Origin of the sequence: Lysobacter sp. Hz25 (assembly GCF_046097045.1) — a bacterium.
Classification (GTDB): domain Bacteria; phylum Pseudomonadota; class Gammaproteobacteria; order Xanthomonadales; family Xanthomonadaceae; genus Lysobacter; species Lysobacter antibioticus_B.
On sequence record NZ_CP175666.1, the window covers coordinates 990,530 to 1,007,580 of the forward strand.

Sequence of the window (17,051 nt, forward strand, 5' to 3'; positions counted from 1 at the left end):
CGCTCTCGCTCGCCAGCGATCGAACCCGCACCAACGAATCCGCGCCAACAAAAAGCCCCCTTCGCGAGAAGGGGGCTTTTCTTCATCAAACGATGGCGCGAAACCTACAGCGCGCGCAAGGCCGAGGTCACCGGCAGATTGGCTGCGCGCAACGCCGGGAACAGGCCGCCGACGAAGCCGATCGCCAGCGCCCACTTCAGGCCGCTCCACAGCAGTTCGCCGGTGACGCGGAAGTCGAAGGTCAGCTGGCCGACGCCGCCGGCGATGGTCGAGGCGGTGTAGCCGTTGAAGATCAACCACGCCAAGGCGCCGCCGATCACTCCGCCGAGCAAGGCCAGCAGCATCGTTTCCAGCATCACCGCCACCACCACCGGCACGCCGCGGAAGCCGATCGCGCGCAGGGTCGCGATCTCGCGCGCCCGCGTCGCCACGGTGGCGAACATGGTGTTGAGCGCGCCGAATACCGCGCCGATCGCCATGATCGAGCCGACCACGATGCCGATCACCCGGATCACCTTGGTCATGGTTTCGGATTGCTTGGCGAAGTACTCGGCGGTGGTGGTGGTGTCGACCTGCAGGCGCGGGTCGCCGGCCAGGGCCGCCTTGAAGCTCTTGAACTGTTTGGCGTCGCTGAGCTTGGCGATGACCGAGTTGCGCGAAGCGCCGCGACGGTAGGTCGAAGCGACCATCTCCGCATCGGCCCAGAGCTCCGAATCCATCGCGTCGCCGGAACGGAACACGCCGACCACGGTCCACAGTTCGCTGCCGAGGCGGATCTGCTTGCCGACCTGCATGCCGGTGAACTGGCGCACCGCGCCGCTGCCGACCACGACTTCGCGCTTGCCGGATTCGAACTTGCGGCCTTCCACGATCTTGAGCTGCGGGCGCACGTCGAAGGCGCGGTCGCTGACGCCGCGCAACTGCACGCTGCCGTCTTCGTCGGGCGCACCGCCCTTGATCGGCAGGTTCGCCGCGACCACCGTCTCGGCCGAAGCCAAGGGGCGGCCGTCGGCGCTGCGGGCGATGCCCGGCGCCTGCGCGATGACGTTGATGCTGTCCAGGCTGAGGGTAGACATCACCTCGGCCGCCGACGCACCGCGCAGGACGATGACGCTGTCGTCGCTGCCGGTGCGGCGCAGCGTTTGCTGATAGCCCTCGGCCATCGACAGCATCGCCACCAGCACCGCGACCACGCCGGCGATGCCGATCACGACCACCGACGACGAGCCCAGGCGCTGGCTCAGGGTGCTGATGCCGACGCCGGCCACCGAGGCAGCCTGGCGGCCGCTGCGGGTGAAGAACATCCACAGCGCGAACAGCGCGGCCAGGCCGAGCAGGGCCGGCCACGGCAGCATCGACCAGGCGACGAGGCCGGCGACCAGGGCCACGAATACGGCCAGGCCGCGTGCGAACGATTTGAGTCTCTTCATTGCGTTCTCCTCAGCGTCCGGCCAATGCATCGACGATGTTCAGGCGCATCGCCCGGATCGCCGGCAAGGCGCCGACCAGCAGGCCGATGGCGATCATCAGGCCAAGGCCCAGCGACCAACTGTTGAGGCCGATCGGCGGCACGCTGATCGCGCCGCCGCTGGCGGTGCTGACGATCGGGCCGAGCACGCCGGCGATGGCCACGCCGACGACGCCGCCGATCAACATCAGCAGCACCGATTCGGCCAACACCAGCCACAGCACGCTGTGGCTGGAAAAGCCGATCGTCTTCAACACCGCCAGCTCGGAGGTGCGCTCGCGCACCGCCTGGGCCATGGTGTTGCCGGTCAGCAGAACCAAGGTGAAGAACACCGCGCCCATGATCGAACCGACGATCAGGCCGATGTCGGCCATCTGCTTCATCCAGCTGGCCGAGGCTGCGGCTTCGGTCTGGGTCTTGGACTCGTGGTCGGAGTTGGCCGAGATCGCGTCGATGGCCTTGGCGATGCGGTCGGCCTGGTTGACGTCCTTGACCTCGGTGACGTACCAGCCGACCTGGCCGGTGTTGTACGGCGTGGAGTCGTCGAAGTACTTCCAGTGCAGCAGGATCATCTGGTCGAACCAGGCCCCGGATTTCTTGTCGGTAGCCGAGATCACCCCGGAGATGTCGAAGATCCAGTTCTTGCTGCCGTCGCGGTTCGGGAAGATCGTCGATTGCAGCGGCAGTTTTTGCCCGACCTTCCAATTGAAGCGCTTCATCAGGCCTTCGCCGACCAGCACGCCGGTGCGGGTGGCCTCGAAGGCTTTGCGCTGCGCCTTGTCGACGGCGATCTCGGGATACAGGTCGAGGTAGTTCGGCGCCACCGCGAAGCTGAAGATCTGGTTGTGCGGGTCCTGGTAGGCGCCGCCGAACCAGTTCGCGTACGACACCTGGCTGACGCCCGGCACTTGGCCGATGCGGTCGTTGAGCGACATCGGCAGCGGTTGGATGAAGGACAGGCGCGAGCCGGTCTGCAGGCGCTTGGCGCCGTTGGCGCTGTTGCCGGCCTGCTCGAAACTCTCGCGCACGCCGTCGAGCAGGCCGAACAGCAGGAACGCGGCGATGATCGACAGCAGGGTCAGCAGCGTGCGCGTCTTGCGACGCATCAGCTCCGCCCAGATCAGATGGAAATATTTCATGAGGGCCGCTCCCGGCTCAGGCCGCGTGCGACTGCTGCTCGACCAGGGTGCCCTTGTCGAGATGCAGGGTGTGGGTGGCGTACTCGGCCGCCTTCGGATCGTGGGTCACCATCACGATGGTCTTGCCGTGTTCGCGGTTGAGCAACTGCAGCAGGTTGAGGATCTCCTCGGCCGCATGGCGGTCGAGGTCGCCGGTCGGTTCGTCGCAGATCAGCAAGGTCGGGTCGGAGACGATCGCGCGTGCGATCGCCACGCGCTGCTGCTGGCCGCCGGACAGTTCGTTCGGGCGGTGCTTGCCGCGGTCGGCCAGGCCGACCAGGGTCAGGGCGATCTCGGCGTTGCGCTTGCGCTGGGCGCCGTTGAGCGGGGTCAGCAGCAACGGCAGTTCGACGTTTTTCTGCGCGCTCAAGGCCGGCATCAGGTTGTAGAACTGGAACACGAAGCCGACGTGGCGGCTGCGCCACTGCGACAACTGGCCGGAGCTCATGCGGTCGATGCGCTCGCCTTCGATCGAGATCTCGCCGCCGCTGGGGTTGTCGAGGCCGCCGATCAGATTGAGCAAGGTGGTCTTGCCCGAACCCGACGGTCCCATCAGGGCGACGAAATCGCCCTTGGCGATGTCCAGGTTGATGCCGTGCAGCACTTCGACCTTTTCCGGGCCGCGCTGATAGGTCTTGGTGAGGTTGTTGATCGAAACCAGGGTGTCCATCTTCGACTTCCTCGAACGTGGATCGGTGAAGGAGCGAGGGCGCCGGAGGCGGCGCCGCTCGCGGATTTGGCGGGCGGATTCGGCAGGCGAGCGGCTCGCGCTCGCTCAGTCTTTGCTATCCGACGAACCAGCGGCGTCGTTTTCGACACGCACCGGGCCGCCGTCGGCGAGCGAATCCGGCGGGGCGAGCACGACGGTCTCGCCGCCGCTCAGGCCCTGGGTGACTTCCTGGTCTTCGCCGAGCTTGCGGCCCAGGGTCACCGCGGTCTGCGCGACCTTGCCGTCGGCGACGACGAACACGTTGTCCTTGCCGTCGCGTTGGACGATGGCCGCGGCCGGCACCATCGCGCTGGGTTTGCGCTGGGCGGCCTGGGCCGGCTTGGCTGCTTCGAGGAAGCTCACCCGCACGCCCATGTCCGGGACGATGCGCGGGTCGCGGTTCTTGATCGCCACACGCACCTTGACCGTGGCCTTGCCGCGGTCGGCGGTCGGGATGATCGCGATCACCTCGGCCGGGATCTTCCAATCGGGGTAGGCGTTGAGCACCGCCTCGACCGGCATCTTGGGCTGCACGCGGCCGATGAAGGCTTCGCCGACGTCGACCTCGATCTCCAGCGAATCCATGTCGACGATGGTGCCGATGCCGGTGCGGGTGAAGCCGCCGCCGGCCGACAGCGGCGATACGATTTCGCCGGGCTGGGCGGCCTTGGCGGTGACCACGCCGGAGAACGGCGCGCGCACGATGGTGTTGTCGACGCCGATGTCGGCGATGCGCAAGCCGTCGCCGGAGACCTTGACGTTGCGCTGCGCGGTCAGCAGTTGCGCACGCAGTGCATCGCGCGCGGCCACGGCCTGGTCGTATTGCGACTTGGACACGAGTTGCTGGCCGGCGAGCGTGGCCAGGCGCCTGGCATTGGCTTCGGCTTCGGTGAGTTGCGCCTGCACGCGCGCGGTCTCGCTCTGCGCCGCGCCGAGCTGGGCGGCGCTGAGCTCGCGCTGGGCGTTGGCGTCGATCGGGTCGAGCGTGGCCATGATCTGGCCTTCCTCGACGCGCTGGCCTTCCTCGATCATCACCTCGCGGACCTTGCCGGTGATCTTGGCCGAGACCGTGGCCATGCGCCGCGCGACCACATAGCCGGAGGCGTCGAGCACCGAGGCGCCGGCGCCGTTGCCGCCGCCGATCGCGGTGACCGTGGCGGTTTCCACGCGGGGGCCGCCGTTGCGGCCGAACATCGCCCAGGCGGCGATGCCGAGTACGACGAGAATCAGCACGGCGATGCCGATGAACAGGCCACGACCCGGGCCGGAGCGCTCGGGCGGACGATTGCGGTCGATGCGGAGCTCTTTCAGCAGATCAGCGGATGCACTCATGGTCACAACCAAGACGCCAGATAATGGCTAGTGTGACCGCGGTAGCCCTTGCGCGCCAACGTGCAGAAAGTCAGTTTTTGTCAGCGCCGGTGTCGGCGGTTTTTCATGACAAACGTCATGGTTTCACGCTCTGCGCGCGCGGCGATGCACGACTCCCGCGCCAGTGAGTTCGCGGGGGCCATCCGTTTTGTGCAGGGCTTGCGGATTCGCCGGGACGAGCGCTGCGTGCGCTGTTGCGGTCTGCGTGCGGTCCCTGGCCAAGCAACTGGATGCGGCGGGACGCGCCCGCCGCATTGCCGGGCGATCAGCGCGCCGAGCGCGCCTTGAGCATGGCGTAGGCCGCACGCAGGCCCTGGGCCTCGCCGCCGGCCGGGCGACCGGGGCGGTCGGCGTCGTTCCAGCTGTAAACGTCCAGGTGCGCCCACGGCAGCTCGGCCGGGACGAAACGCTCGAGGTACAACGCGGCCGTCACCGAGCCGGCCATCTTCGACGGACCGCCGTTGGCGAGGTCGGCGATGTGGCTGGTCAGGTACCGCAGGTAGGGGCGCCACAACGGCATGCGCCACAGCGGGTCGCGCTGCTGGATGCCGGCATCGAGCCATTCGGCCGCGAGTTCGTCGCGATTGGCGAACAGCGCCGGCAGGTCCGGGCCGAGCGCGATGCGCGCCGCGCCGGTCAGGGTGGCGAAATCCAGCAGCAGCTCCGGCGCTTGCTCGCCGGCATAGGTGAGGGCGTCGCAGAGAATCACCCGGCCTTCGGCGTCGGTGTTGTCGATCTCGACGCTGACGCCCTGGCGCGTGGCGATGACTTCGCCGGGGCGGAACGCGTCCGGGCCGACCGCGTTTTCGACCGCCGGCACCAGCAGGGTGATCCGCAGCGGCAGCTTGCGCGCCATGATCAGCTCGGCCAGGGCGATCGCGTGCGCCGCGCCGCCCATGTCCTTCTTCATCCAGCGCATGCCCTCGGCGGGCTTGAGGTCGAGGCCGCCGGTGTCGAAGCACACGCCCTTGCCGACCAGGGCGATGTGCGGATGCGCCTGCTGGCCCCAGCACAGCGCGATCAGCCGCGGCGCGCGGTGCGAGGCGCGGCCGACCGCGTGGATGGCCGGGAAGTTCTGCGCGATCAGCTCGTCGCCGACCACGACCTCGATGTCGGCGCCGTGGCGCGCGGCGATCTCGCGCGCGATCGCTTCCAGCTCGGCCGGGCCCATGTGCTCGGTCGGGGTGTTGATCAGGTCGCGCACGCGCCAGCTCGCGGCGACCAGATCGAAGACCTCGTCGCCGCCTTCCAGGGTCCCGTCGACCAGCAACTGCGCCGGCGCGCGCGGCGGCGCCTTGTAGCGGCTGAAGCGATAGCTGCCGATGCCCCAACCCAGGCGCAGTGCGTCCAGGGTGGCGGCGTCGTGCTGGCCTTCGATGCGCCAGGTGCGCGCCGGCAGCGCGAACGGCGCATGGCCGTAGGAATACGGATCGAGCGGATCGCCGACCCCGAGCACGCCGGCGGCGATGCGGCCGTCGCCGCCCGGAACCACCACGGCGCTGCCGGGCGTGCCGTCGAAGCCTTGCGCGTCGAGCCAGGCCACGGCCGAATCGGCCAGCGTTTCGCGCCAGGTCTTGAGCGAAGCGCGGCTGACCAGGACCAGCGGCAGAGCGTCGCTGGCGTCGTCGGTGAAACCCAGGGGCAAAGTCATGCGGCAGCGGTATCCGTGCGATGCGCCGTGTCCAGCCAGTCGGCCAGGGCGGCAAGGGTGGTGAATTCGAGATCGGGGCGCAGCTGGGCGTGCGGCCATTGCCGGCCCTCGCGGTTGATCCAGCAGGTGCGCAGGCCGGCGCGGGCGCCGCCGACGATGTCCATCTCGATGTCGTCGCCGACATGCAGCACCTGCGCCGGCTCGACTTCGAGGCGGGTGCAGGCGGCGTGGAAGATGCTGGCGTCGGGCTTGGCGCGGCCGTGCTCGCGCGCGCCGAGCTGGAAGCGGAACAGCGGCATCAGGCCGATGCGTTGCAGGTCGGCGTTGCCGTTGCTCAACGCGGCCAGCGGCACGCGCGCGGCCAGGCGCGCGAGTGCTTCCTCGCTGTCGGCGTAGTGCTCGACCTCGCAGCGCGCGGCGAAGAACACGTCGAAGGCCGGCGCGACCAGGGCGATGTCTTCGCCGGTCTCGCGCAGCATGTGCTCCAGGGTCAGGCGGCGCTGCTGGGTGAAATCGTGGGCCAGGTCGGGGCGCTCGGCGGCGATGCGGTCGCGCAGCTCGCGCATGGCTTCGATCGGGAAACGCTCGGCGGCGCGCGGCGCGTGCTGGCGCAGCCAGGCATCGAGGACGCTTTCGGCCCGGATCATGACCGGGGCGATCGGCCAGATGGTGTCGTCGAGGTCGAGGGTGATGGCGCGTACGGGAAAGCTCATGGCGGCATTTTAGCGCGCCCGGCGCTTCCGAACCGGACGCCGCGCCGCAGTCAGGCCGCATCGCCGATGCGGGCCAGCCGGTCGGCCCGCTTCAGCAATTCCGGTAGGCGGTGCGCGCCGTACATGGCGCGCACCGCCGCGCGCGCGGCCTCCGGGTCGAGGCCGGCACTGGTGACGTACAGCGGGCGGCGGCTGTTGCCGCGGCACACTTCGGCTTCGGCAGGGGTGTCGGCGAAACGGGTCTTGGCCACCCCGACCACGGGGCAACGCCGATCCAGGGCCTGCCACAGGTGCGCGCCCAGGCCCGGGCGACGGTCCGCGCCGAGCCAGACGTAACCATCGACGACGATGCAGGCCGGTGCCGGCTCGATCCGCCCGAGCAGGGCCAACAGGCATGGCAGCTCGCGGCGGTAGAACTCGCCGGGTGCGTAGTCCTCGACCTGATCCAGGTTCAATGTGTGCGCCGCAGTGGCTTGCGGATCGGCCCAGTCGTCGAACAGCACGCCGGCGACACGGGCGCCGGCCTCGAGGTAATGGACGTCGACGGCGAGGACAGGGCCGTCCAATGCGCGGCTGGCGGACACCGTCACTCCAGCAGCTTCGACCAGCCCCCGAGGCCTTCGATGCGCGCCAGCACCAGCTTCACGCAGACCAGCATCGGCACGGCGAGCAGCAGGCCGATGATGCCCCACAGCCAGCCGAAGAACATCAGCGCCAGGATCAGCACCAGCGGCGACAGGCGCATGCTGCGGCCGAGCACGATCGGGGTGACCGCCTGCGACTCGATCGCATGCAGCAGCAGATAGACGCCGGCCGGCAACAGCGACGGCAGCAATTCGTCGAACGCGACCAGGCCGGTCATCAGCATGATCAGCATGCCGATCAGCGGGCCGACGAAGGGGGCGAAGTTGAGGATCGCCGCCATCGTGCCCCACAGCAGCGACTCCTGCAGCGGCACCCCGAGCGCGTACAGCGCGCCGGCCAGGGCCAGGCCGAGACCGCTGTTGATCAGGGTGATGGTGAGCACGTAGCGCGAAATCTCGCGCTCGATCGAATGCAGGATGTCGATCGTCAGTCTTTTCTGCTGCGGCCCCGGCAGCAGCGCGATCGCGTTGCGTTGCAGGGACTCGCCATAAACCATGAAGAAGAAGGTCAGCAGCACCACCGCCAGCACCTGGGCGATGTATTTCGGCGTCGAGGTCAGCGCGCGGTAGGGATCGTTGAGTTCGGTCTTGATCACCTGCACCGGCTTGCTGGTGCTTTCGCCGCCGGCGGCGCGCGCGATGTTCTGCGCGGCGCGATTGGCTTCCTGCATCGGCTTGGTCATCTCGCGCAGTTTCGGCGCCAGCTGTTTCATCTCGCGCGGCACCTGGCGCACCCACTCGCTGGCCGGCTCGACCAGTTGCAGGGCGAGCACGCCGGAAATCGCCAGCCCGCCGACGATCACCGCCACCGCGCCGATCACGCGCGGCAGATAGAGTTTCTGCAGCAGGCGCAGGATCGGGTTGCCGACCAGGGCGAAGAAGGCCGCCAACAGGATCGGCAGGATCAGTTCCTGGGCGGCCCACAGGGTGTAGCCGACCGCGAGCACGGCGAGCACGTACAGCGGCAGCGGCGCCTTCGGGCGTGGCGTCGCGGCGGGTGTCGCCGTTGCGGCGGGTTCGGGCTCGGGCGCGCTATCGCCCGGCGGAGGTTCGGCCGAATCCGGCTCGATGGGTGCGGCAGGCGGTTGCGGTGCGGAGGTGCTCAAGGCTCGATCGATTCGGTGCGGTCGTTGCGCGCACTGTGCGCCGTCGTCCGCGGCGGCGCCACTGTCGTCAGCCCGGGCGCGACCGCGCCGCTGGCTTCGGCGACGGCCTCGGCGTTGTCGGCGGCGTGTCCGGCCTCGCCGGCGGCACGGCCGGCCTGATCGGCCGCGTTCTGCGCGCTGCTGCCGGCGAACAGGCCCGACAGCATGGTGACGATCTGCATCAGGTTGCTGCTCTTGGCCGCGATCTTGGCCGGCTCGGCGCGGCCCATCAAAAAGCCGCTGACCAGGCCGGCGACGACGATCCGCCCGGGCGTCCAGGCCTCGTGCCAGCGCGCCTTGAGCAAGGCCTTGCGTTCGAGCGCCTGCTCGTAGCGGCCTTCGAGCAGGTGTTCGCGTTTGTGCACGCGTCGTTGCAGTCGTTCGAACCGGCTCATGGCGCCTTCCCGTCTTCCTTGCCGTGATAGCGGGCCGCGTGACCCGCGTCGGCGGCCAGATGCGCCTGCAGTTCCTCGTCGTCGAGGTCGCCCATGCCCAGGCGCCGCAACTGGCGCCGGGTGGCGTGCAGGCGGGTGAACTCGAAGTAGTGCAGCGCCTGCCACACCCCGACTGCGGTCACCACCAGGCTCAAACCGGCCGCGGCCAACATCGAGGCCAGCCACGTCCAGCCCAGCACGCCCTGCAGCAGCGCGATCAACGCCGCCATCAGCAGCAGCCAGGACGAGGCGCCGAACACGATCGCCACGCTGACCCAGAGCAGGGCGCGGCCGAGCGCGCTGCGGGCGAGCGCGAAGTCGGCGATCAACAGACCGCGCAGGGCGCGGCCGGTGTCGATCGCCGCCGACAGGCCTTCGCGGCCGGCGTCGCGGATCTCGCGGTACGAGTCCTCGATCGACGGCCCCCGGCCCCGCCCGGCAGCGTCGGGGCTGTCGTCGCCGCCCGAAGCGGAGTCCGGACCGCTGCGGCTGGGGTCGCTCACGCTTACTTGTCGCTGCCGCGGGCGAGCTTGGCGATGATGAAGCCGGCCGCGAAGGCGACGCCGAACGAAGCCAGCGGCCGTTCGCGCACGAGTTCGGCGGCGCTTTCGATCAGGTCGCGGCCCTTGTCCATGAGTGCATCGACCTGCTCGCGCGCGGCGCCGCCGGCATGTTCGGCGGCGGCGATGCCGGCCAGCGCGCTGTCGGCGAGGTCGGACTTCACATTGGCCTTGCCGAGCTTGAGCTCCTCGCCCGCGACGCCGGCGGCGCTGCGGATGGCTTCGCCTGCGTCGCTGGCGGCCTGCTTGAGGTGGGTGCCGGCCTGGCCGAGGTTGGTCTTGATGGCGTCGGTCGAAGTGGGGGTCATCGTGGTGTTCCTCCGTGCTGCATGGATGAACCGCTGAACGAGTCCAGGGTTCGAGCGGGCCGTCGACGTGCCGGGTGGTCCCGGCCCTCGGCGGCATTGATCGGATCGCGCCGCGGTGCGACGCGCATTCATGCCGATGGCAACGGCGCAGGATGCCCCGCGACGTTACTGCATCTGCAGATCGCCGCGACGATTGCCGCGCACGATTCGCAATACCAACTGTGCCGGAGCCCGCGTGAAGCTCGCGCGGAAACCCGGAAGATCGTCGAACTGGCCGCTGGTGGCGGCCACGATGACGTCGTCCTTGCGCAGATCGTTCTTTTCGGCGCGGCTGCCGCGGGCCACGCTTTCGACCACCACGCCGGAGAAACCGGACTGGCGCAGGCGTTCGGGCAGCTCGGCGAAGGTCGCGCCGCCCAGGCGCGGATCGAGTTCGGCGCCGGCGAGCGCCTTGGCCTGTTCGCGCAGGCTTGCGGTGAGCTGCAGCGGCTGGCCGTCGCGCAGCACTTCCAGGGCGATCTTGCTGCCGATCGCCTGCAGGCCTTCGAAATTGCGCAAGGCGTCGCGGCCGTCGACGCGCTGGCCGTTGGCGGTCAGGATCACGTCGCCGGGCTTGAGGCCCGCCGCGGCCGCGGCGCTGCCGGCGAACACGCGCGAGACCAGGGCGCCGCGCGGCTCGCCGAGCTTGAGGCCGGCGGCGAGCTGCGGGGTCACGTCCTGCGATTCCAGGCCCAGGCTGCCGCGGCGCACGACGCCGTTGTTGGCGATCAGCTGGTCCTTGATGTTGCGCGCCAGGTTGGCCGGGATCGCGAAGCCCAGGCCGATGTTGCCGGCCATGCTGCCCTGCGGGTTGAAGCTGGCGGTGTTGATGCCGATCAGCTCGCCGTTGAGGTTGACCAGCGCGCCGCCCGAATTGCCCGGGTTGATCGAGGCGTCGGTCTGGATGAAGTTCTGGTAGCCCAGGCCGCGCAGGCCGCTGCGGCCGACCGCCGAGACGATGCCCGAGGTCACGGTCTGGCCGATGCCGAAGGGGTTGCCGACCGCGACCACGAAATCGCCGACCCGCAGCGCGTCCGAGTCGGCCAGGCTGATCGCGCTGAGGTTCTGCGCCGGCACCCGCATCAGGGCGATGTCGGTGTCGGGGTCGGAACCGACGAAGTCGGCCTTGATGGTGCGGCCGTCGGCCAGGGTCACCGAGACCTCGTCGGCGCCTTCGATGACGTGATGGTTGGTCAGCACGTAGCCGTTCTTGGCGTCGATGATCACGCCCGAGCCCAGCGATTCGTTGATCCGCTCCTGCGGGATGTTCGGGAACATGCGGCGGAAGAACGGGTCGTTGGCGAAGGGGTTGCGGATGCGCACGGTCTGTTTGGTGTGCACGCTGACCACCGCCGGGGTGACCCGCTGCAGCATCGGCGCCAGCGACGGCACCGGCTGGCCTCCGACCGAGGCCGGCAACGCGCCCGCGGTCGGCAGCGGCAGGGCCGCGGCGGCCGGCGAAGCCTGGGCCGGCGTTTGCAGCCCCTCGCGGATCGCGGTGGCGGCGAAGCCGCCGAAGGCGGCGGCGAGGGCAAGGGTCAGCAGGGTCGGCAAGGGACGCATCGAGTCGCTGTTCCGGTCAACGGTGGAAGGGAAGGGGCAGAACACACAGATCGTGGCACCGCCGCGGGCGATCAAGCCCGCGCGCCGGCAGAGGCGCCGGCAGGGGCTTGGACCGCGTCGGCGCGATCTCGTTCAGTGTCGTGGCCAGTGTCGGAGAATGCGAATAAATAGCCGATGAAGTACCCGCTCGTATCGTGTCGCCACGGCGTCCGCGCGGACGCCGCGCCCGGTCGCGCCGAAATTGGAATGCGTGACCGCGCCAACACCGACAAAGCGTGATAGCCATCAAAAAGCCGTTGACTTCCAGAAACACCGGGCGTAGCTTGAAGTCTCTGCGACGCCACAACATCTAGTGGTCGGCTTCGTGGAAGGAGCCCAAGCATAGGGGTTCAGCTTGGGTCGGTCGGTGCGTAGCCTTGATAGCGAGCGGGCGCATGACGGGAACAGGCGCGAACCGCAAAGACCAGCCAAATACCGCACGTGGCGCGTAATCAACGCGAACGCGTGCGTCGCCGTCGGCGGGGGGCTGGCGGCGGCTCCGAGACCCGGTTCCGGCCTGCCGGCGCCAGGCGGCAATAACCGCTGCATCCCGCAACACGCTGTACACGCGCGACTCGATAGATACATGGATCAGCTGACGGCAGTAGAGCGAACGCAACGCCCCGGTTACCGATTCGACCCAGGTCTCGACGAAGACCCGTTCCACCCGCAACACGCACCACCTCAGACAGACACCGGCTTTAGATAAACCCCGGTTACCACGTACAAAAAGAAACCACCGATGGCGGGCGCAACCGAACGGCCCGCCGTCAAGATTCAGGAGACGAAACAGGCATGAGCACGGTGCGCCTCGAGGCGGTCAAGAACGCGGTGGCAGATAAAGACATCGCCCTGCAACCCGCGTCCCAGGACATCTGGGACAAGAAATACCGCCTCAAGACCAAGAGCGGCGAAGCGGTCGATAGCGATATCGACGCCACCTACCAACGCGTCGCACGCGCCCTGGCCGACGCCGAGCCCAGCGCCGAGAAGCAACAGTACTGGTACGAGCGTTTCGTCTGGGCGCTGCGTCGCGGCGCCATCCCGGCCGGCCGCATCACCTCCAACGCCGGCGCGCTGGAGCACAAGCCCGCCACCTCGACGATCAACTGCACCGTCTCGGGCACCATCGAAGACTCGATGGACGGCATCCTCGAGAAGGTCCACGAAGCCGGCCTGACCCTCAAGGCGGGCTGCGGCATCGGCTACGAATTCAGCACCCTGCGTCCGCGCGGCGCCTTCGTCGCCGGCGCCGGCGCCTACACCTCCGGTCCGATGTCCTTCATGGATATCTACGACAAGATGTGTTTCACCGTGTCCTCGGCCGGCGGCCGCCGCGGCGCCCAGATGGGCACCTTCGACGTCAGCCACCCGGACGTGAAGGACTTCATCCGCGCCAAGCGCGAAGACGGCCGTCTGCGCCAGTTCAACCTGTCGCTGCTGATCACCGACGGCTTCATGGAGGCGGTCAAACTTGATGCCGACTGGCCGCTGGTGTTCCCGGTCAACATCAAGGAACAGGGCGACGTCGACCTGGAAGACCCGAACCAGGTCGTCTGGCGCGACTGGCCGACCACCCGCAACTACGTGGTCCGCGAGGACGGCCTGGTCGCGTGCAAGATCTACGGCCACATTCGCGCCCGCCACCTGTGGGACATGATCATGGTCTCGACGTACGACTACGCCGAGCCCGGGTTCATCCTGATCGACCGCGTCAACGAGATGAACAACAACTGGTGGTGCGAGACCATCCGCGCGACCAACCCCTGCGGCGAGCAACCGCTGCCGCCGTACGGCGCCTGCCTGCTGGGCTCGGTCAACCTGACCAAGTTCGTCCGCAACGCCTTCACCGATCGGGCCGAGTTCGATTGGGAGGAATACAAGGAAGTCGTGCGCGTGTTCACCCGCATGCTCGACAACGTGGTCGAGGTCAACGGCCTGCCGCTGGAACAGCAGCGCGCCGAGATCATGCGCAAGCGCCGCCACGGCATGGGCTTCCTCGGTCTGGGCAGCACCGTGACCATGCTGCGCATGAAGTACGGTTCGGCCGAGTCCTGCGAGTTCACCGACCGCATCGCCCGCGAAATGGCCGTGGCCGGTTGGGAAATGGGCCTGGCCCTGTCCAAGGAGAAGGGCCCGGCCCCGATCATGGAAGAGCGCTTCGCCGTCACCGCCGAGATGCTGCGCAAGCGCCCGGAGATGAAGGCCGACGGCTGGAAGATCGGCCAGGAGATCCCGGGCAAGGTCCTGCACGCCAAGTACTCGCGCTACATGCAGCGGGTGGCCGGCGTGGCCCCGGAGCTGGTCGAGGAACTGGCCGACATCGGCGCCCGCTTCACCCACCACAGCTCGATCGCCCCGACCGGCACCATTTCCCTGTCGCTGGCCAACAACGCCTCCAACGGCATCGAGCCCTCGTTCGCCCACCACTACAGCCGCAACGTCATCCGCGAAGGCAAGAAGTCCAAGGAAAAGGTCGACGTCTATTCCTTCGAGCTGCTGGCCTACCGCGAGCTGATCAACGCCAAGGCGATGCCGTTCAGCGAGGAAGCCGAGGCCAAGCTGCCCGACTACTTCATTTCCGCCGACGACATCACCCCGAAGGAGCACGTCGACGTCCAGGCGGCCGCGCAGAAGTGGGTCGACAGCTCGATTTCCAAGACCGCGAACGTCCCCACGGACTACCCGTACGAGGACTTCAAGGACATCTACCGCTACGCCCACGAGCAGGGCCTCAAGGGCTGCACCACCTTCCGCTTCAACCCGGCCGCCTTCCAGGGCGTGCTGGTCAAGGAAGCCGACCTGGAAAACACCACCTACCGCTTCGAGCTCGAAGACGGCAGCGTGCTGGAGGTCAAGGGCAACGAACAGATCGAGTACGACGGCGAGATGCACACCGCCGCGAACCTGTTCGACGCGCTCAAGGAAGGCTATTACGGCAAGTTCTGATCGGCGCACTTGAGCGCCCGCCCGGTCCGCCGGGCGCGCGCGGCAGGTCAGTACGATCACGCAGTACGGGCACGGCGGCCGTTACGCCGGACGCGGAATTCAGGCCGATTCCGCGTTCATCCGCCGGGTTTCGCCGCGACGGCCTCGGGCGCTGAAGACCGACCCCTGTCTACGCCCGCGCAGCAGGTATAGCATCGCTCCGGCAAGACCCCGATTACACGTACCGCGTACGTACCGCCCATTAGAAAAAACGCCCACGAGGAGGGCACCATGAGCAACGGTAATGGAGTGACGGCGACCCTGACCCAGGCCGCCGAGAACGTCAAAGAAACGGCGTCCAACATCGGCAGCGCCATCGCCAACCGCGCCGAGGAAGCCGTGGCTTCGGTCAAGAAGACCGCGACCAAGGCCCGCAAGGCCGCCAAGAAGGCCGTCGGCACGGCCAAGAAGAAGCTCGCGACCGCCAGCGCCAAGGCCAAGAAGGAAGCGACCGCGCTGAAGGCCAAGGCCACCGGCAAGAAGCCGGCCAAGAAGGCTGCGAAGAAGGCCGCCAAGAAAGCGACCAAGAAAGCCACGGCCAAGAAAGCCGTGAAAAAGGCCGCGAAGAAGGCGACCAAGGCGGTCAAGAAGGTAGCGAAGAAGGCGGCCAAGGCCGTCAAGAAGGCGACCGCCAAGAAGGCTCCGGCGAAGAAGGCAGCGGCCAAGAAGGCGCCCGCCAAGAAAGCTGCAGTGAAGAAGGCCGCCAAGAAGGCTGCGGTAAAGAAGACCGCGAAGAAGGCACCGGCGAAGAAGGCTGCCAAGAAGGCCGCGAAGAAGCGTTGATCGATAGGCGCCTCGCGTTTCCGCCCTCTCCCGCGCCGCGGGAGAGGGTCGGGGCGCCGGCCGCCGGCCGGAACCGTCCGGTCCCCTAAGTATCCGCGTCACCCGTTCAGCGCCACCACACAAGAACAAGCACGAAGCACCAGGAGTCGGGCCCATGGCCGTCAAGATCGAAAAGAAAATCAAGGGCTACAGCGTCGTCAGCCTGGAAGACAAGAACAAGGAAGCCGCGAAGGTCTCCGCAGCCAGCGCCGCCGCGGCCGCCAAGGCCGACGAACTGCCGGTGGCCGACGTCATCCAGATGCACGAGCGCATCGAGCGCCCCGAGATCCTGATCGGCTCCACCTATAAGATCAAATCGCCGCTGTTCGAGCACGCCTTGTACGTGACCATCAACGACATCGTCCTCAACGCCGGCACCGAGCACGAGTCGCGCCGTCCCTTCGAGATCTTCATCAACTCGAAGAACATGGACCACTTCCAGTGGATCGTCGCGCTGACCCGCATCATGTCCGCCGTGTTCCGCAAGGGCGGCGACGTGACCTTCCTGGTCGACGAAATGAAGGCCGTGTTCGACCCGCGCGGCGGCTATTTCAAGGCCGGCGGCGTCTACATGCCGTCCCTGGTCGCCGAGATGGGCGCCATCGTCGAGGACCACCTCAAGTCGATCGGCATGATCCACGACCCGGAAATGAGCGACGCCCAGCGCGCCCTCATCGCCGAAAAGCGCGCCGCCTACGAGCAGCGCGGCTCAAAAAAAAACTCTGACGTAACCCCGGCCGCCGCATCCGCCGCCGTCGAGTCGCGCAGCGAGGACGTCGCCGTGACCGGCGAAGGCGCCTCCTTCCCGCCGACCGCGACCCTGTGCCACAAGTGCAGCACCAAGGCCCTGGTCCTGATGGACGGCTGCGCGACCTGCTTGAACTGCGGGTATTCGAAGTGCGGCTGAGGGTGGTCGGGTCCGCGACGGAGTGCATCTGATGTGCGCTGGCCTTAAAGCCGCTGTGGGGACCCAGAAGTCGCTGATACGGTTGCCTAGAAGTTGCTAGTACCTGTGGGGCTCTCCGGAGCCCCATTTTCTTTTTGACGAACTGCTTCTGCCCAAGGCGGACCGCGGGGCTATGAAAGCTTGGGCTCCGCGCTCCCAAGCGCTGGGTAGCCCATGTCTCGGGAACGTCTCAACGACGGAGATTTGCCTGGGGCACACTTAGCAACGGGGTATCCGCTGAGTGTCGCGCAGAATCGGGGGGCTGCGCACCATCGCACGCATAAACATGTCCTGGACCGAGAAACAGGGCAGTGGGTGACCCTGGTCCGGTACATGGGGGAGTGCGGCTACGTCAGTGCGATAGATCAATCTACATCGTGCTGCACGGCTACTTGCGCGATGCCTGTAATCAAGCACGGATACCTTCGGCAAGCGGCGCCGCCTCGCAGCCGCCTTCAAAATCTTGCGCACTC

General features: G+C 67.8%; 15 protein-coding genes. 3 read left to right on the forward strand and 12 right to left on the reverse strand.

Going from position 1 to position 17,051, the window contains the following annotated elements; all coding sequences use genetic code 11:
- Nucleotides 1-104 precede the first annotated feature (104 nt).
- The 12 genes from ACKN61_RS04100 to ACKN61_RS04155 all read right to left on the reverse strand — a co-directional run bounded on the left by ACKN61_RS04100 (nucleotide 105) and on the right by ACKN61_RS04155 (nucleotide 11,783).
- Nucleotides 105-1,430, reverse strand: coding sequence for an ABC transporter permease (locus tag ACKN61_RS04100; RefSeq protein ID WP_408952424.1), 1,326 nt, complete (start codon nucleotides 1,428-1,430; stop codon nucleotides 105-107).
- 10 nt (nucleotides 1,431-1,440) lie between these two features.
- Nucleotides 1,441-2,607, reverse strand: coding sequence for an ABC transporter permease (locus ACKN61_RS04105; protein ID WP_223621729.1), 1,167 nt, complete (start codon nucleotides 2,605-2,607; stop codon nucleotides 1,441-1,443).
- Nucleotides 2,608-2,623: 16 nt separating this feature from the next.
- Nucleotides 2,624-3,316, reverse strand: a complete 693-nt coding sequence (locus ACKN61_RS04110) for an ABC transporter ATP-binding protein (RefSeq protein WP_031372051.1) — start codon at nucleotides 3,314-3,316, stop codon at nucleotides 2,624-2,626.
- 105 nt (nucleotides 3,317-3,421) lie between these two features.
- Nucleotides 3,422-4,687, reverse strand: a complete 1,266-nt coding sequence (locus ACKN61_RS04115; RefSeq protein ID WP_408952425.1) for an efflux RND transporter periplasmic adaptor subunit — start codon at nucleotides 4,685-4,687, stop codon at nucleotides 3,422-3,424.
- A 304-nt stretch (nucleotides 4,688-4,991) separates the two neighbouring features.
- Nucleotides 4,992-6,377, reverse strand: a complete 1,386-nt coding sequence (locus ACKN61_RS04120) for a leucyl aminopeptidase family protein (protein ID WP_408952426.1) — start codon at nucleotides 6,375-6,377, stop codon at nucleotides 4,992-4,994.
- Nucleotides 6,374-7,090 carry an HAD-IA family hydrolase gene (locus ACKN61_RS04125; protein ID WP_408952427.1) on the reverse strand — a complete coding sequence of 239 codons (717 nt, stop codon included), beginning with the start codon at nucleotides 7,088-7,090 and terminating at the stop codon, nucleotides 6,374-6,376. The genes ACKN61_RS04120 and ACKN61_RS04125 overlap by 4 nt, the downstream gene beginning before the upstream one ends.
- A 50-nt stretch (nucleotides 7,091-7,140) precedes the next feature.
- Nucleotides 7,141-7,674, reverse strand: coding sequence for an endonuclease V (locus ACKN61_RS04130; protein ID WP_408952428.1), 534 nt, complete (start codon nucleotides 7,672-7,674; stop codon nucleotides 7,141-7,143).
- A 2-nt stretch (nucleotides 7,675-7,676) separates the two neighbouring features.
- Nucleotides 7,677-8,804 (reverse strand): AI-2E family transporter, encoded by a 1,128-nt coding sequence (locus ACKN61_RS04135; RefSeq protein ID WP_408953754.1) that lies wholly within the window; start codon nucleotides 8,802-8,804, stop codon nucleotides 7,677-7,679.
- 32 nt (nucleotides 8,805-8,836) lie between these two features.
- The gene (locus ACKN61_RS04140; protein WP_408952429.1) at nucleotides 8,837-9,274 is read right to left on the reverse strand and encodes a hypothetical protein; all 438 of its coding nucleotides are present in this window, start codon (nucleotides 9,272-9,274) and stop codon (nucleotides 8,837-8,839) included.
- Nucleotides 9,271-9,816 (reverse strand): phage holin family protein, encoded by a 546-nt coding sequence (locus ACKN61_RS04145; RefSeq protein ID WP_408952430.1) that lies wholly within the window; start codon nucleotides 9,814-9,816, stop codon nucleotides 9,271-9,273. Before ACKN61_RS04145 ends, ACKN61_RS04140 begins: the two co-directional genes overlap by 4 nt.
- Before the next feature lie 2 nt (nucleotides 9,817-9,818).
- Entirely contained in the window at nucleotides 9,819-10,181 is a 363-nt protein-coding gene (locus tag ACKN61_RS04150; RefSeq protein WP_031372044.1) for a hypothetical protein, read from the reverse strand.
- Nucleotides 10,182-10,346: 165 nt separating this feature from the next.
- Nucleotides 10,347-11,783 carry a Do family serine endopeptidase gene (locus tag ACKN61_RS04155; RefSeq protein WP_031372043.1) on the reverse strand — a complete coding sequence of 479 codons (1,437 nt, stop codon included), beginning with the start codon at nucleotides 11,781-11,783 and terminating at the stop codon, nucleotides 10,347-10,349.
- A gap of 834 nt (nucleotides 11,784-12,617) precedes the next feature.
- Here ACKN61_RS04155 and ACKN61_RS04160 point away from each other — a divergent pair.
- The 3 genes from ACKN61_RS04160 (at nucleotide 12,618) to ACKN61_RS04170 (ending at nucleotide 16,539) form a co-directional block, all read left to right on the forward strand.
- Nucleotides 12,618-14,771: an adenosylcobalamin-dependent ribonucleoside-diphosphate reductase gene (locus ACKN61_RS04160; RefSeq protein WP_408952431.1), complete on the forward strand. Its 2,154-nt coding sequence runs from the start codon at nucleotides 12,618-12,620 to the stop codon at nucleotides 14,769-14,771.
- Nucleotides 14,772-15,041: 270 nt separating this feature from the next.
- Entirely contained in the window at nucleotides 15,042-15,593 is a 552-nt protein-coding gene (locus ACKN61_RS04165) for a hypothetical protein (protein WP_031372041.1), read from the forward strand.
- 154 nt (nucleotides 15,594-15,747) lie between these two features.
- Nucleotides 15,748-16,539: an NrdJb gene (locus tag ACKN61_RS04170; protein WP_408952432.1), complete on the forward strand. Its 792-nt coding sequence runs from the start codon at nucleotides 15,748-15,750 to the stop codon at nucleotides 16,537-16,539.
- The last annotated feature ends 512 nt before the right edge of the window (nucleotides 16,540-17,051 follow it).

Coding starts and splice junctions, on each gene's coding strand:
- ACKN61_RS04155 (WP_031372043.1), bottom strand. CDS start 11,783: ATGCGTCCCTTGCCGACCCTGCTGACCCTTGCCCTCGCCGCCGCCTTC.
- ACKN61_RS04160 (WP_408952431.1), top strand. CDS start 12,618: ATGAGCACGGTGCGCCTCGAGGCGGTCAAGAACGCGGTGGCAGATAAA.
- ACKN61_RS04105 (WP_223621729.1), bottom strand. CDS start 2,607: ATGAAATATTTCCATCTGATCTGGGCGGAGCTGATGCGTCGCAAGACG.
- ACKN61_RS04120 (WP_408952426.1), bottom strand. CDS start 6,377: ATGACTTTGCCCCTGGGTTTCACCGACGACGCCAGCGACGCTCTGCCG.
- ACKN61_RS04170 (WP_408952432.1), top strand. CDS start 15,748: ATGGCCGTCAAGATCGAAAAGAAAATCAAGGGCTACAGCGTCGTCAGC.
- ACKN61_RS04100 (WP_408952424.1), bottom strand. CDS start 1,430: ATGAAGAGACTCAAATCGTTCGCACGCGGCCTGGCCGTATTCGTGGCC.
- ACKN61_RS04140 (WP_408952429.1), bottom strand. CDS start 9,274: ATGAGCCGGTTCGAACGACTGCAACGACGCGTGCACAAACGCGAACAC.
- ACKN61_RS04110 (WP_031372051.1), bottom strand. CDS start 3,316: ATGGACACCCTGGTTTCGATCAACAACCTCACCAAGACCTATCAGCGC.
- ACKN61_RS04115 (WP_408952425.1), bottom strand. CDS start 4,687: ATGAGTGCATCCGCTGATCTGCTGAAAGAGCTCCGCATCGACCGCAAT.
- ACKN61_RS04150 (WP_031372044.1), bottom strand. CDS start 10,181: ATGACCCCCACTTCGACCGACGCCATCAAGACCAACCTCGGCCAGGCC.
- ACKN61_RS04125 (WP_408952427.1), bottom strand. CDS start 7,090: ATGAGCTTTCCCGTACGCGCCATCACCCTCGACCTCGACGACACCATC.
- ACKN61_RS04165 (WP_031372041.1), top strand. CDS start 15,042: ATGAGCAACGGTAATGGAGTGACGGCGACCCTGACCCAGGCCGCCGAG.